This is a genomic window from Trinickia sp. (genome assembly GCF_051953405.1).
Lineage (GTDB): Bacteria > Pseudomonadota > Gammaproteobacteria > Burkholderiales > Burkholderiaceae > Trinickia.
In genome coordinates this window covers 91,413-106,177 of record NZ_JBQCIV010000104.1, presented here as the reverse complement: position 1 = coordinate 106,177, position 14,765 = coordinate 91,413, and the positions used below count along the sequence as shown (strand labels likewise).

Genomic DNA, 14,765 nt, shown 5'->3' with positions numbered 1-14,765 from the left:
GCGTGCGTGGACCGCTTCGTCAATGTCAGTTACGCCAGTTCTTCCGCCCAACGCCGACGGCGCACCGGCAACCCAACTCGAGTCCATTGAGCAATTGCACGACGCTCGTCGGCTCGCAGAGGCTGCCGCTGCACTGGAGGCACTGCTCGCGCAGCAGCCTGACGACGCGCAGGCGCAGCTCGCGCTAGCCCTACTGCTGCACGACCAAGGGCGTTTAGTCGATGCCGAGGCCGCTTACCGCGCCTCAATTGCGTTGAGCTTCGACCAGGCCGAAGCGCACAAGCGCCTCGGTAACCTGCTGATGCAACAAGGCCGCATCGTAGACGCCGAGCAAGCCTACAAACAAGCGCTGACCCTTACCCCCCAAGACGCGGACGCCCTCGCCAACCTCGGCCGCGTGCTTTACGCTCAGCAGCGCCTCCCCGAAGCCGCGCTAGCCTCGCATCTCGCCGTCACGATCCGGCCCGAGTTCGTCGAAGCACAGGTCGACGTTGCATGTACGCTGCGCGATCTCGGCCACCTGCCCGAAGCCGAATCGACACTGCGCACGGCGATCGAAAGGCGCCCCCACTATGCCGACGCGCATTTCAATCTCGGCATCGTGCTGGAAAAGACGGCTCGCTTCGCCGAAGCCGAGGCGGCCTATCGCGAGGCGTTGAGGCTGCGCCCCGATGCGGCCGCCGGATATAACAACCTCGGCAACGTACTGCACCGGTCGGGCCGCTTTCAGCAAGCCGCCGATGTCTATCGGCAAGCGCTCGCGCTCGATCCGAACGGGGCGCCGAGCCACTACAACCTCGCTACGGCGCTGCGCGCACTCGAGCTTCCCGAAGAAGCCGAGCCGCATTACCGCCGCGCACTCGAGTTGAAACCCGACTATTTCGATGCCCAATTCGGCCTCGGTACCTTGCTGCTGAGCCTTGGCCGATTCGAGGAAGGCTGGCGCCTGTTCGAAGCGCGTTACGCGCTGCCGCGCTTTCTGCACTACACGACGAAGGCGACGCTGCCGATGCCTCAATGGCAAGGCGAATCGCTCGAGGGCCGTTCACTGCTCGTCTGGCAGGAAGACGGCCTGGGCGACGTGATTCAGTTCGCGCGCTATCTGCCGCTGCTCAAGGCGGCCGGGGCCGCACGCATCGATATGGTGTGCGCGCCGTCGCTGCATCGCTTGTTCGCGGACGTCGAAGGCATCGATGGATTACTCACGCACGACGCGGCCGCGGCGAAGTACGGCGAGTACGATTGCTGGACGAGCCTGCTCAGCGTGCCGGCGCATCTTCGCACGACACTGGACACGATCCCGTCCGCGCACTACTTGCACGCCGATCCGTCGCTAGCCGCGCACTGGCACCATCGGCTCGCAACCGCCCTCCCGCCCGGACCGCGTATCGGTCTGGTCTGGAAAGGCAATCCGCGCCATCACAACGACGCGCATCGCTCGCTGAACTCGCTCGCGCAACTGTTGCCGCTGTGGAGTATCCCCGGTGTTTCGTTCGTGAGCTTGCAAAAGGGCCAAGACGAAGACGAAGCCCAAAGGCCGCAACCGTTCCAGCCGCTGCTCGCGCTAGGGCATGAGTTGACCGACTTCGCCGATACCGCCGCTTTGATCTCGCAACTCGATCTGGTCGTCTGCGTCGATACCTCTACGGCGCATCTGGCCGCGACGCTCGGCAAACCCTGCTTCGTTGTGCTGCCCTATCACGATCCGGACTGGCGCTGGCTGCACGGGCGCAGCGATTCGCCTTGGTACCCCAACACCATGCGGGTGTTCCGACAGCCGCGGGCCGGTCATTGGTCTGCGCCGATCGAAGCAGTATTGCAAGCGTGCTCGGCGCAGTTTTTCAGTGTATCGGCGAAGACGGCCTGAGCATCGAACGGTCGGCCGAGAAGTCGATCTTCTACCTTGCCCCACCGCCCGATGCGCCGCCGCGCAAGCATAATCGGCTACGCAATGGCGCGTTAAGACGCGCCGTTGCCCGCCGCCGGCTGCGCCGTGAGGGGTGTGACGGCCGGCCGCATCGCAACCGGTTTCACCGCGTTTTGCAGCGAAGGCACGGCAGGCAGCGAATCGTCGATTGTCGTCGTACGTCCCCCGTCGCGGTAGAACGCCATCTCGGCCGCACGGTTCATGACGAGGATGCTGATGCGCCGGTTCGTGGGGGCATTCGGATCGTTGCCTTGCAACGGCTGCACGTCGGCAAGCCCACGCACCTGCAGCAACTTATCGATCCGCATGCCGCCCGAGACCAGCGCGCGCCGCGCCGCATTCGCGCGGTCCGACGACAGCTCCCAATTCGTATAGCCTTCCTCGCTGCCTTGGTACTGCACGTTGTCGGTATGGCCCGCGATCGAAATGTGATTCTCGACGTCGTTCAGCGCCGTGCCGATTTGCGTGAGGATCGCAATCGCATACGGTTGCATCCGTGCACTCCCCGATGCGAACATCGGCCGCTTCTGGGAATCGACGATCTCGATGCGCAGGCCTTCGCTCGTGATCGACATGCGAATCTGGTCCTTGAACGCATTGAGCGCCGGCACGTGTTCGATCAACGAAGTCAGTTTTTGCTTCAACTGCTGTAACCGCTGAAGCTCATCCGATGCGAGTTGAGGCGTGATCGTCTGCGTCGGCGGATTCGGTTGCGTCATGGCGCCGACGCCGGGGCGCGTATCGGCGATGTTGCGCCCGCCGCCCTGCACGATACTCGAAGGCGTCGCGGGGCTCGATTCCGAACCCGAAAACAAGGCCGACAGCGGCGTGTTGAAGTATTTCTCGATCCCTTCCTTGTCGTACTTCGACGTGGAACCGAGCAGCCACATGAGCAGAAAGAACGCCATCATCGCCGTGACGAAATCGGCGTAAGCAATCTTCCATGCGCCGCCATGATGGCCATCGTGATCGCCGCCCTTCTTGTTGCGGCGGACGACGATGCTCATCGGCCGCTTGTCGGCGGCCTCGCGGGAAAGTCTGTCACCCATCGTTCGCTCGTTTCGTTCGTTACGACGCGGCGGCCGGCTTGGAGACCTTCGTCGCGCGCACCGTGTCGTCGAGTTCTTGGAACGTGGGACGATCGGTCGTGAACAGCACCTTGCGGCCGAACTCCACGGCCACCGACGGCGCATAGCCGCTCAGCGAGGCCAGCAGCACGGCTTTCACGCATTGGAACGGCTTGGCGGCGGCGCGGCCCTTGGCGTGCAGCAGATCGGCCACGGGGCCGACGAACCCGTATGAGAGCAGAATGCCGAGGAAGGTCCCGACCAGCGCGGCCGCGATCATCTTGCCGAGGATCGCGGGCGGCTCGCCCACGGACGCCATCGTATGCACGACGCCCATGACCGCCGCGACGATACCGAATGCCGGCAAGCCGTCGGCCATCTTTTGCAGTGCGTTGGCCACGACCGATTCCTCGGCGTGATGCGTGGTCAATTCCTCATCCATCAAGTCCTGCATTTCGAGCACGTTGATGTTGCCCGTCGACATCATGCGCAGATAGTCGGTGATGAAATCGAGCAAATGATGATCGCCTGCGATTGCCGGGTATTTCTGGAACAGCGGACTTTGCTCGGGTGCATCGACATCGGCTTCGAGCGCCATCATCCCTTCCTTGCGCGCCTTCTGCATGAGTTCGTAGAGCAGGGCGATCAACTCGAGGTATTTCGCCTTGTCGTAACGCGGGCCCTTGAAACAAGCGGGCAAGCTCTTGATCGTCTTCTTGAGCGTAGTGACCGGATTGGCCACGACGAATGCGCCGAATGCGGCGCCGAAGATACACATCAGCTCGAACGGCTGAAGCAGCGCGAACAGGTGTCCGCCCTCGCCCACGAAACTGCCGATCACGGCGCCCAGCACCATGACCCATCCGATTGCGACAAACATAAATCTCTCCAAAAACCAGCGTGGCATTCGAGGCGCATAAGCGATAGCTGCGCGCATGCCGAACGTTGCACTACGGGCCGAGGCTGCCCTGGCCCATCACAGCGGCGCGGCGTCGCGAGCGACGATCGGTTCGTCGTCCTATCGGCTTGGCGAGCGGGAGGCGGCTGGGTAAAGCCCGTGCTGTAGCACCGATTGCGACGAGGGCTGCGCGGCGGCCTCGTAGGCGTTCATGTCTGGCTAACGGCTCGAAAGAGCGATAGCTAAAGGGCGAGACACCAAATTAAATCGGGGTCGTGCGATTTTATTGCGCGCGATCCGAGAAAACGATGGATCGCGCGAGGGGGTTGATTTGAATCAATTGCGTGACATGGCGCGCGTGTTAATCGCCGATGTATCGACGCATGCAGCCCGCGCAAACGTTATCGTGCGTCGCCGCGCGGCCCATTTGCGGGCAAGTCCGGTTATGCCGTCACTGCGGCGAGGATGTCGTCGGTTTTGCGCACGTGTCCGAGCCGCGGAAAGATATAGCGCACCGATGCTTCGTGCTGTTCGGCCGATGCGCAGCTCATGGCGTCTTCGGCGAACACGATCGCGTAGTTGCGTTCGAACGCGGCGCGCGCCGTCGATTCCACGCCGATATTGGTCGAGATACCGGCGAGCACGATCGTCCGAATGCCGCGGCGACGTAGCTGCAAGTCGAGTTCGGTGCCGTAGAAGGCGTTCCATTGCCGCTTCGTGATCGGAATGTCGCGTTCGCTCGCTTCGAGTTGTGCCGGGATGGTCCACCAGTTCGCGGGCAGCCCGCCTGCCGGGGCGGGCGTCGGTTGGTCGACGCTTTGCCGCAGGACATCGCCGAAATCGGGGCTCGGGCCGACGCGTACCAGTACGACCGGGGCGCCGGCTTCGCGAAAGCGTTTGGCCAAGCGCGCACTGGCGTCGAGCACCGCATCGGCCGTGCGCGGTCCCTTCGCGTACGGCAGGATGCCTTCCTGCAAATCGATGAGGACGAGCGCGGTGATACGTGGATCGATGGCGTCCATGAGGGGTCCTTGGTGTCGAGGGCGGAGGCAATTTTCTCACACGACGACTTGTGTCGACGCCAATCCCTCCCCTTTACTTTTCGCCTTCCAACAAACTCTGGGCAACCAACGGCCTTTCGTCCGGTTTTGCCCGTCGATCAATTCGGCTTCGCGCTCCTCATACATAGTGAGTGCCCCGTCGGCGGCGCGATCGCCAGCGCTGCCGCTGTCGTAGGGACGTCGACGCAACGCTGGGCAAGCCCACCTGCCAACTACGCCGATCGCCCACTCCGGCTACGGACTGGGACAACATCACGGTTCGGCCGGCAAGCATGTTGCGCTGTAATCATTTTTGTTTACAATACGGGTTATCCGTGAAGCAAAGCGAATTCAAAAGATGGCTCGCGAGACAGGGCGCCACGTTCGTCGAAGGCTCGAGGCATACAAAGGTCTACCTAAACGGGCGCCAATCGGTCATGCCACGGCATCCTGGCGCCGAGCTTGGGGACAATCTTCGTCGCCCAATCGTTAAGCAGCTTGCCATCGAATGCGCGCGATAAATCGCAAGAGCCGCTTGCTCGACTGTATAGGTACGAAAGGATCGACGATGTTCAGATACCCTGCCCGCCTCATCCCCGACGGAACGGGATTCGCCGTTAAGTTCCGCGATATTCCCGAAGCCCTCACCTGTGGTGCGACGCGCGAGGAGGCGATCGATATGGCTCGCGATGCCCTCGCCACCGCGATGGATTTCTACTTCGAGGACAAGCGCGTGGTTCCCACGCCTTCCCCGCCGAAACGGGGCGATGTGCTGGTAGACCTGCCCGCCAGTGTTGCAGCAAAGGTGCTGTTACTCAACGCAATGTTGGCGCAAAAGGTCACCGCCGCCGAACTAGCGAGGCGATTGCACACCCGTCGCCAGGAAATCAATCGCGTCATCGATCTCCGCCATACGACCAAGATCGATACGATCGAAGCAGCGCTCGCCGCGCTAGGGATGCACTTGCAGTTGTCGGCAACGCCCGCGTAGAGGTACTGCGGGGACTCACGCCGTTGGGCAGCGTAGTTTGCACACCAAGCCCTTCACTTCGCACAAGTGATATGTCCGTCGAACAAAACGACATTTCCCGTGAACGGCGAAGCAAAATTGCCGATAATAGCGGCCGGCCTCATTCCTCCAACGACCCCGGCCCCGCGCTATTGTCCGAGCCTTCATCGATGCTTTCGCTTCGCGCCGCCAGACCTCATTCGCCGCAACGCCGCCGCCTGCTGCAAGCCGCGGCGCTCGCCGCCTGCCTTCCGCTCGCCGCCTGCGACGCGCCGCCCGCCATCGGCGGCACCTTCGTGCAACTGTGGCGCAGCCATCTCGATTGGACACGCGATCAATGGCGAGAACGGCTGACGGCAACCCACGCGCTCGGCTGCAAGGAAATTTTCGTGCAATGGGTCGGTATCGACGGCGAACCCGACAGCACCTGGATCTCGCCCGACTCGATGATCCAGTTGCTGCTGGACGAGAGCGCGGCGCTCGGCATGGGCGTTCATCTCGGCGTGCCCTACGACGAGCGCTGGTGGAACGCGATCGGCGACAAGCGCGACACCGTGCTCGACACGTTCCTCGCGCGCTCGAGCGAACGCAGTACAAGCTATATGCAAACGGCGTTGTGGACGCTGCACGAGGCGTTTCGCGGCTGGTATATCCCGTATGAACTCGAGCAATACCACTGGGCCGATCCGGCGCGCGCAGACAAGCTCGCCGACTGGCTCGGCCGCTTTTCGGAGGTAGCGCTCGCCACCAGCGGCCAAGTCCCGACCGTGTCGACCTACTACAGTCAGTTGCCGACCGCCGGCACGCTCGCCGGCATGTGGAGCACGCTGCTGGACCGGGTCCAGGTGCATCCGATGATTCAGGACGGCGTGGGTGTGGCCGGCATCCGCAATTACGACGCGCTGCAGCCGTTGCACGACATGCTCGTCGCGCGCGGAGCGAAGTTCGATCTGATCGCGGAACTGTTCGAGCAGATACCGACGGCGAGCGACGGCACCGACTTCAAGGCGCGCTCGGCCAGCTTTCGGCGCATCGAGGCGCAATGGAAGATCGCGCGCGATTACGGCGCGCAGCGCATCGTCGCGTTTTCGCTCGACCCCTGGGTGCTCGGCGATTCGGCCGAAGCGCGCTTGCTGCTCAAGCGCTGGCAGTCCGCGATGAGCTGAGCGCGATGAGCTGAGCGCGCAGGAAACGGCGACTTGGCCCGCGATCTCGCCCGGCGCCGCCCAATGCCGACGCCAAAGCGCATCGATGGCGCATCCGCATCCTTTCGGGCGCGGACATCGATGTCGATTTAAATATCGATGCAGACGTACGGATCGCTCAGAACTGCTTGCCGACGATCTCGCGCAAGATTTCGCTCGTCCCGCCGAAGATGCGCAGCGCGCGCGCATCGGCCCAGGCGCGCCCGATGCCGTACTCGCTCATATAGCCGTAGCCGCCGTAGAGTTGCAGCAGATCGTCGAGCACTTGCCCCTGCAACTCCGTCGCATTGAGCTTGGCCATCGCCGCCGTGACGGCATCGAGTTCGCCCGACATGTGCCGCGCGAGACAATCGTCGAGAAAGACGCGCAGCATGGTCGACTTGGCCAGCGCGTCGGCCAGCTTGAAACGCGAGTGCTGGAAATCGATCACGCGTCGGCCGAACGCTTTGCGCGCTTTCGCATAGGTGGCCGCATCGGCGAGTTGGCCTTCGAGCGACGCAGCCGCCCGCAACGCGATCGCCAGACGCTCCTGCGTGAGTTTGCGGGTCACATACTCGAACGCGGCGCCCTCCTCACCAAGCAACGCATCGGCACTCAGTTGCACGTCGTCGAAGAACAGCTCGCAAGTGTCCTGGCTGTGCTGCCCGATTTTCGCAAGCGGTGCGCCCTTACCGAAACCCGGCGTACCTTCTTCCACGACGAACAACGAGAGGCCGCGGGCGCCGAGATCCGGGTTCGTGCTGGCGAGCACGATGACGAGTCCCGCGTTCACGCCGTTCGTGATGAACGTCTTCTGGCCGCTCAAGCGCCATCCGTCGCCTGCGCGGCGCGCGCGCGTCGTCACGGCTTTGAGATCGCTGCCCGCGCCCGGTTCGGTCATCGCGACCGCGCCGATGATCTCGCCCGATGTCATGCGCGGCAGCCACTTCTGCTGCTGCCCGGCCGTGCCGAATGCGGCCAGATACGGCGCGACCATATCCGAGTGAATCGAAAACCCGATGCCGAGACAATTCGCGCGAGCCAGCGCTTCGATCACGACCGCGGCGTGTCCGAAGTCGCCGCCGAGCCCATGCGGGGCCGCAATGGCGCAGTTCAGCAAACCGGCCTCGCCGGCCTTGCGCCACAATGCGCGCGGGGTGATGCCCTCGCGCTCCCACTGCGCATAATACGGCGCGATCTCGGCCGCGATGAAGCGTTCGACCTGAACGCGAAACTGCTCGTGATCGTCGCGGAACACGCTGCGCATGCTAGGGCTCCTGCCGGATTCGGTCGATGTCGTCACTGCTTGTACGGGTCGGTCGCGCTGACCTGGCCGCGCAGGACCGGTTTCGCGGCCGTGCCTGCGAGGAACAAACTGTAATGATCGCCCGGCTGCAGCGCGGGCAAGGCCAGCGCGCCGGAGATCGCCACCGTGCAGGCCGCCGTCAGTTTCGCCGAGACGGGGTTGATGGGCCGGGCGGTAGCCGCCAGCGGCGCGACATCGGAGAACAGCATCGGGCCGGCGGGCGCAACCGCAAGGCGGCCGCCGGCGCAGCCATCGGCCAGGTTATAAAAGCGCAGCTCGGCCTTGAGCGCGTCCTGCGAGCCGCCGCCGTCGTCGATCACGGTGAACCTCACCGTCTTCCCCTGGCGGCGCGGCACGAGTGTGTCGAAGCTGTCCGGCGCGACCTTCATCGTCGTCACGGTCTTGCCGTCGAGCGAAACGGTGAACGTCGCATTGCCTTTGACGATGGCGTACGTGCTGGCGATCGTCTCGCCGGAGAGCGTCTGCACCGGACCGTCGGCGATCTTGACCGTCAGCGGCGCGGCATCCGGATTGACGACGCGCACGAACGACGAGCCCGCCGGCGGGCGCGCGGCGTAGAGCTGCGCGAATTTGCCTTCGGCATGGGCCGTCGCGCTCATGGCAGCGAGCGTGACGGACAACGACAAAGCGGCGCCAAGACACGGCGCGGCAACGAAACGTGCGACGGACTTCATACTTTCGACTCCTTGGCGGAACGCATCCGGGATTCCAGATACATGCGCTCCAGGGCTTTGCGATCGGCTTTGTGGGTCTGCGTCAGCGGAAAACCGTGGCAGACGATCAATTCCGACGGGATCATATAGGGCGGCACGCGCAAGCCGAGCGATGCGCGCCAATCGGCCAATGCGGGCGGCGGCGGCAACAGCCCCGACGGCCCCTCGGCATCGGGATCGACGAACCCTATCATGCGGACAATAGCGCCATCGGGACGCCGGAGCGCGACGGCCGCGCCCGCACGCACGCCTTGCAGCGTGGCAAGCGCCGCATCCACTTCGGCCAATTCGATCCGATAGCCATGCAGCTTGATTTGGTCGTCGCGACGGCCGCGGAACGTCACAAGCCCGCGCTCGTCCATCTCGCCCAGATCCCCCGTGCGATAGCCGCGCTTGCCGTCGCGCACGAACATGCGCGTGGCGTTTAGATCGGGGCGGTTCAGATAACCGCGCATGACATGGTCGCCCGCGATGCAGATCTCGCCGTCGTCGATCACGACATCGGCATACGGTTTGGCGCGGCCGATCGGAAACGGCAGCGGCGCAGCCGCGCGCAGTGCGGCATCGATCTCCACCCAGGTCGTCGAGCAAGTGGCCTCGGTCGGCCCATAGGAATTGACGATGCGCGAGGCCGGAAAGCGGGACCACAGCGCTTCGGCCACCGTCGGCGTGAGCGATTCCGCGCCGAACACGAAGGCGCGCAAATCGGGCAGATGGGCGGCGTCGAACGACGGGTCGAGCAGTTGCTGACGCACGAACGACGGCGTCGACGTCCAGACGCTCACGCGGGCGCTCGCCAGATACGCGGCAAAGCGCTCGCGATCTTCGATCGCTTCGCGCGGGCAGAGCGCGCACGTACCGCCCGTCGCAAGCGCGCCGACCCAGTTGAACAGCGAGAAGTCGAAGCTGAACAGCATTTGATCCATGAACACCGGCGCCTCGCCGAGCGCCAAGCAATCGCGGATCCAACTCGCGAATAGGCTCACGCTCTCGCGTCCGATCTGCACGCCCTTCGGATCGCCGGTGCTGCCCGAGGTGAACATGATGTACGCGAGCCCCGGCTCGGCGAGCGGCGCGGCGTCGAACCCGGTGGCAACGAACGCGCGGGCCTGCGCGTCGTAACGCATCCCCGCGCCCACCAGCTCGGCAATGCGCGCAATGCGCTGCTCGGGGTTGACGACATCTACTGGCACGAACGGCACGCCCAGGCGCAAGCACCCGAGCATCGCGACGAGAAACGCCGGCTCTTTGTGCCCCGTGATGACGAGCGGCACGTCCGCGCGCGCGCCGGCTTGGGTCGCGGCGGCCATCCAGGCCGAGACCGCATCCGCGAGCACCGCCCACGAAAGCGAACCGGCGGGATCGATCGCAGCCGGGCGGTCGGGCGCGGCATGCGTCTGCGCAAATTCGAAACGGTCGAAATCGAAATGCATTCGGGATCTCCTCGCTCGCACCGAGCGCGAACTCAGGCCTTGCGCGAGGCGATGTACTGCGCGAGCGTGTGCACCGATTCGAGGTGCACGTCGATTTCGGTCGGCGGGATCTTGACGCCGAACTCGCGTTCGACGCCGAGCGCGACGTCGACGGCCGAGAGCGAATCGATGAGTCCCGATTCGATCAACAGCGTGTCGGGATCGACCGAGGTCAAGATGATGGCTTCGATCAGTTGAGCGAGTTTGGCTTCGATTTCGGCGATAGACATGAGAGGCAACTCCGGTTCGGCGGAAGAGTGATTCGGATTTCAAAACTGGAAATACAGAAAGCGCGTCTCTTTATGCAGATTCGCGAGACACAAGAAGAACAGCGCAAGCAACACGGCGAGCCACGGCGCGCCGGGACGCCAGCGCATGAAGGCTTGCGCCGCCTCCTGCACCTTGAAGAGCGCGGGCGAGTGGCGCCCGAGAATTTGGTGAGCGTTCGGCGCGAACCATGCGATGCCGAGCAGCGCCAGTACATAGACGAGTTCTAGATGCGTGCCGACGATCGCGCGCCACGCATCGCCGAGAGGCATAGCGAAGGCGTAATGCATCGAGGCGGGCGACTCGAAGCCGCGCAGCCCCAGCATGCCTTGCACGAGGCGCACCGCATCGCCCACGCCGTTGGCGCGAAAGAACGCTTGCGCAACGAGCACCGCGACGAACGTGACGGCGACGCTCGCGATCTTGCCCGCGCGCGTGCCCGGGCGCTTGGTGCCCGGCTTGCGCCCGACGACGAAGATGCGCCACGCGTGATTGATCGACAAGTACACCGCATGAAGCAGACCGAACACGAGGTATTGGAAGCCCGAGCCGTGCCAAATACCGGCGAGACCCATCGTGAAGACGGTCGGCAGCACGATGGTGGCGGCGAACCCGCCGGGCGTGCGCGCGGCGGCCGAGCCTGCGCTCAGGCCGCGCTTTTCGCGCATGCGCGAAATCGCCATGGCCACGGGGTAGTAGAGATAGGCCGTGAGATAGCGCGTCAGCGTAATGTGCCAGCGCGCCCAGAAGTCGATGATGTTGCTCGCCTTGTACGGCGAATTGAAGTTCAGCGGAAAACGGATGCCGAACATTTTCGCGAGACCGAGCGCCATGTCGGAGTACCCCGAAAAATCGAAGTACAGCTGCAGTGCGTAGGCGATGCTCGTGCCCCAGGCGGCCCAGAATCGCAGATCGCCGGGGGCGGCGAAACCGGCGTCCGCGAAAGGCGCGATCGCATCGGCCAGCAAGACTTTCTTGGCGAGCCCGATGACGAACAGCATGGTGCCGACCGAAAGATTTTCGGCGCGGAAGCGGAAGTTATCGCGCTTCGCGAACTGCGGCATCATCTCCTTGTGATGCAAGATGGGGCCCGCGATCAGGTGCGGGAAGAACGTCACGAACAGCACGTAGTTCAGCAGACGCCGCTCCTTCGCGATACCCGCGCGGCAGTCGAGCAGGTAGCCGATCTGCGTGAACGTGAAGAAGGAGATGCCGAGCGGCAGCACGAGCGGATCCATCATGCCGTGCGTAATGCCCATCTCGCTCATGAAATTGAACAGCGTGGCGAAGTACTTGTAGTGAACGAGTGCCGCCAGATCGGCCAGCACGCCGAGGGCGACGATGGCGTTCTGCACGCGCGGCCGGCCCGCGCAGCCGAGCATCCACTGGCTGATCCCATAGTTGAAGGCGATCGATACCGCGAGCAGTGCGACGAATTGCGGATTCCACCAGCCGTAGAACACGAACGATGCGAGGCAAAGCCATACGGCGGCGAGCCGCAAGCTGATCGCGCCGGCAAGATAGTGCCCGGCCAGGGCAACCGGAAGAAACAGCAACAGGAACAGCCAGGAATTGAACAGCATGGCGGTCTATCTCAAGCAGAAGGGGCGCGCGCTTGCGCCGCCGATGCGGCGGCCGAGGGCGCCTGCGGGACAGCTTGCGTAGGAGGCAGGTGCGCGAGCACGGCCTTTTCGTCGTCGGTGAGCGGCAGCGATAGCGCGTTCTCGGAGAACTCCCAGATCACGAGCTTGAGCGAACTCGGCCATTGGTTGCGCTCGCGCAGTGCCGCGACGAGTGCGCCGCTAAATTGCCCGCCGTCCATGCTCAGGTTCCAGACCTCGCGGCCCAGCCCGATGCCGAGCCATGGGGCGAAGTTGCTGCGTCGGCCGTTGGAGCTGCCGGCGAGCAGCACTTCGACAGGCGGCGTCGCGTCGAGCAAGCCGCCCGAGCGCACCGGTTCGATGGTCTGCGGCGGCACGCGCTCGAGTTCGGGGCGCCAGCCGCGCGGCGCGCGCTCCAATCCCGACAGCACAAGCAGATCGCCCATGCGAACGCGCGGTGCCCCCGGTTCGCCGATCGAGAACGTCTGCGTGCCCTTGCGGTCGCCGAGCAGCGGCAACGCGGCCTGGGCGACAGCCGTGGCCGCCGCGCGCGCGCCATCGGCGTTCATATGCACGTCGGTGCGGAAAAACATCGGCTCGGTATGGCCTTCCAGCGTCGGGCGCAGATCGACGAACGGCACGCCGTCCGCGCGCAGCGCGTCTTGCCACGCATCGAGCCGTTGTTGCATCGCTTGCGACGCCGCCCGGCCGCACAAATGCGCGGCCTCGATACGCGACTTGTCCGGCACCGCCACGACGAGCACCGCGATATGCCGCGCACGCAACTCGCCGGTCCAGTACCGCATCAACCGAATACGGTCGCGCACTATGTCGGCCTGCACGCCCGGCTGCGGACGCAGCCCATCGCGATAAAACATCCACTGCGGGCAGCCGAGCGCCGTTTGATCGCCTAGATCGCCTAGCACGCGATAACGCACGGCGGCACTGGCCGTTTCGATCGCGTCCTGAGCGGGCAGATGCAACGACTTGCCGAGCGCCTTGCCCGCCGCGCCGTCCAGCCACGCAGGCAGGCGCAGGGCCTGCGCGTCGAGCTTGGCATGCGCGAGCGACCACACGGCCCAGCCGAAGCCGGCGACGAGCAGCACGACCGACACCAGCGCGCTAAGCCGGTGTCCGAAGCGGTGGTCTTGATTCTGTGGCGTCACGTCGTCAATTCCCGAGTGCGGCCTTCAGACGCGAGACCCACGTATCGGTCGACATGATCGACGCGTTGTCCCACAGCCCCGAAGCGTCGGGGCCTTGCGAATAAGTCGGCTCGAACATCTGCCACACGAGGACTTGCGGTTTGTGCGCCTTGAACTCGGGCGATTCGACGTACTCGAGCAACATGATCCACTGGCCGACGTTGCCCGGCTTCCAGTTCACGGAAACCGGGCGATCGATCAGGTTCGAGAGCTTCTGCGGGAAGCCGAAGTACGGCTGCACCATACTGTGGCCCGTCACATGCACCGGCGCCGGCGCGTCGTCGATCAGGCTTTGACCTTCGGCCTGACGGCGCACCGAATACACTTCGCGGCCCACCTGCTTCTTCTCGTCGGCGGTCAGGAACAGCTCGGCCAAGTCGCCGTAGCGGCGTTCGTTGAATAGCGTGCCGAGCGGCATGCCCGTGCCGGCCTGGCCGTCGAGCTTCGGCACGTCGTGCGCGATCATCCGCGCGGTGGCGTCGGCCGTCGCATCGGCGGCTACCTGTGTCCAGTGCTGGTCGGTGCGGTAAAAGACCTGCTCGCCCGCGTCGCGCAGCTTGCGCAGCACGGCTTCGTCGTCGAAGGTCGAGATACCGGCTTGCGTCAGCTTGCCGAGAATCGTGGCGTAGCGCGCCTGCACGTCGTGGCTCAGCGCGCGGCCATCGGGCAGCTTGTCCTGATAAAAGCGCGTCTTGTCGGGCAGCAGGAGCACCTCGAGCTTGATCCCCCGCGCGGCGAACAGGTCGCGCGCCTGCGCAATGAGACGCGTATCGGCGTCGATACCGCGCATGTCGACGGTCGTGAGACTGCCCCAGCCCGGAAACAGCCAGCCGTCCTTGCCCTTGATGACGATCGACGAGGCCTCCTGCGCGCTCGCGCGCGTGCTCGTCAGTGCCGTCGCCGCACCCGTCGCGGCGACCATGCCTAGCGCCGCGGCGCATAGGGCAGCACCCTGAGCGATGCGGCGCATCGTCTGCGCGAACGGCGCACGTGCGAACAATCCCTGCTTCATCCTACGACTCCTAAACGAACGATCTCGAACGAACTCGAACCCC

At 64.4% G+C, this 14,765-nt stretch carries 13 protein-coding genes; 3 read left to right on the top strand and 10 right to left on the bottom strand.

The window, feature by feature from the left end; all coding sequences use genetic code 11:
* Positions 1–22 precede the first annotated feature (22 nt).
* Positions 23–1,867 (top strand): tetratricopeptide repeat protein, encoded by a 1,845-nt coding sequence (locus tag ACTHN9_RS18455; RefSeq protein ID WP_440538214.1) that lies wholly within the window; start codon positions 23–25, stop codon positions 1,865–1,867.
* A 92-nt stretch (positions 1,868–1,959) separates the two neighbouring features.
* Here ACTHN9_RS18455 and motB read toward each other — a convergent pair whose 3' ends face one another.
* From motB to ACTHN9_RS18440, 3 genes are all read right to left on the bottom strand, one after another.
* Entirely contained in the window at positions 1,960–2,976 is a 1,017-nt protein-coding gene (gene motB / locus ACTHN9_RS18450; protein WP_440538213.1) for a flagellar motor protein MotB, read from the bottom strand.
* A 19-nt stretch (positions 2,977–2,995) separates the two neighbouring features.
* The gene (motA, locus tag ACTHN9_RS18445; RefSeq protein WP_440538212.1) at positions 2,996–3,874 is read right to left on the bottom strand and encodes a flagellar motor stator protein MotA; all 879 of its coding nucleotides are present in this window, start codon (positions 3,872–3,874) and stop codon (positions 2,996–2,998) included.
* 461 nt (positions 3,875–4,335) lie between these two features.
* Entirely contained in the window at positions 4,336–4,914 is a 579-nt protein-coding gene (locus ACTHN9_RS18440; protein ID WP_440538211.1) for a hydrolase, read from the bottom strand.
* 586 nt (positions 4,915–5,500) lie between these two features.
* Between ACTHN9_RS18440 and ACTHN9_RS18435 the strand changes: the two genes are divergently transcribed.
* The gene (locus ACTHN9_RS18435; protein WP_440538210.1) at positions 5,501–5,923 is read left to right on the top strand and encodes a type II toxin-antitoxin system HicB family antitoxin; all 423 of its coding nucleotides are present in this window, start codon (positions 5,501–5,503) and stop codon (positions 5,921–5,923) included.
* Positions 5,924–6,111: 188 nt separating this feature from the next.
* Positions 6,112–7,107, top strand: coding sequence for a DUF4434 domain-containing protein (locus tag ACTHN9_RS18430; RefSeq protein ID WP_440538209.1), 996 nt, complete (start codon positions 6,112–6,114; stop codon positions 7,105–7,107).
* Positions 7,108–7,264: 157 nt separating this feature from the next.
* On the opposite strand, the gene ACTHN9_RS18425 is transcribed toward ACTHN9_RS18430, so the two are convergent.
* Genes ACTHN9_RS18425 through ACTHN9_RS18395 form a run of 7 tightly spaced genes read right to left on the bottom strand, consistent with a single transcriptional unit; the run spans position 7,265 to position 14,722 of the window.
* On the bottom strand, positions 7,265–8,392 hold the full coding sequence (locus ACTHN9_RS18425) for an acyl-CoA dehydrogenase family protein (RefSeq protein WP_440538208.1): 1,128 nt from the start codon (positions 8,390–8,392) through the stop codon (positions 7,265–7,267).
* Positions 8,393–8,424: 32 nt separating this feature from the next.
* On the bottom strand, positions 8,425–9,126 hold the full coding sequence (locus ACTHN9_RS18420) for an alginate O-acetyltransferase AlgF (protein WP_440538207.1): 702 nt from the start codon (positions 9,124–9,126) through the stop codon (positions 8,425–8,427).
* Positions 9,123–10,598 (bottom strand): AMP-binding protein, encoded by a 1,476-nt coding sequence (locus ACTHN9_RS18415; protein WP_440538206.1) that lies wholly within the window; start codon positions 10,596–10,598, stop codon positions 9,123–9,125. The genes ACTHN9_RS18420 and ACTHN9_RS18415 overlap by 4 nt, the downstream gene beginning before the upstream one ends.
* Positions 10,599–10,630: 32 nt before the next feature.
* On the bottom strand, positions 10,631–10,867 hold the full coding sequence (locus ACTHN9_RS18410; RefSeq protein WP_440538205.1) for an acyl carrier protein: 237 nt from the start codon (positions 10,865–10,867) through the stop codon (positions 10,631–10,633).
* Positions 10,868–10,906: 39 nt separating this feature from the next.
* The gene (locus ACTHN9_RS18405) at positions 10,907–12,487 is read right to left on the bottom strand and encodes an MBOAT family O-acyltransferase (RefSeq protein WP_440538204.1); all 1,581 of its coding nucleotides are present in this window, start codon (positions 12,485–12,487) and stop codon (positions 10,907–10,909) included.
* 11 nt (positions 12,488–12,498) lie between these two features.
* Positions 12,499–13,671, bottom strand: a complete 1,173-nt coding sequence (locus ACTHN9_RS18400) for an alginate O-acetyltransferase AlgX-related protein (protein WP_440538203.1) — start codon at positions 13,669–13,671, stop codon at positions 12,499–12,501.
* A 4-nt stretch (positions 13,672–13,675) separates the two neighbouring features.
* On the bottom strand, positions 13,676–14,722 hold the full coding sequence (locus ACTHN9_RS18395) for an alginate O-acetyltransferase AlgX-related protein (protein WP_440538202.1): 1,047 nt from the start codon (positions 14,720–14,722) through the stop codon (positions 13,676–13,678).
* Positions 14,723–14,765: the final 43 nt, after the last annotated feature.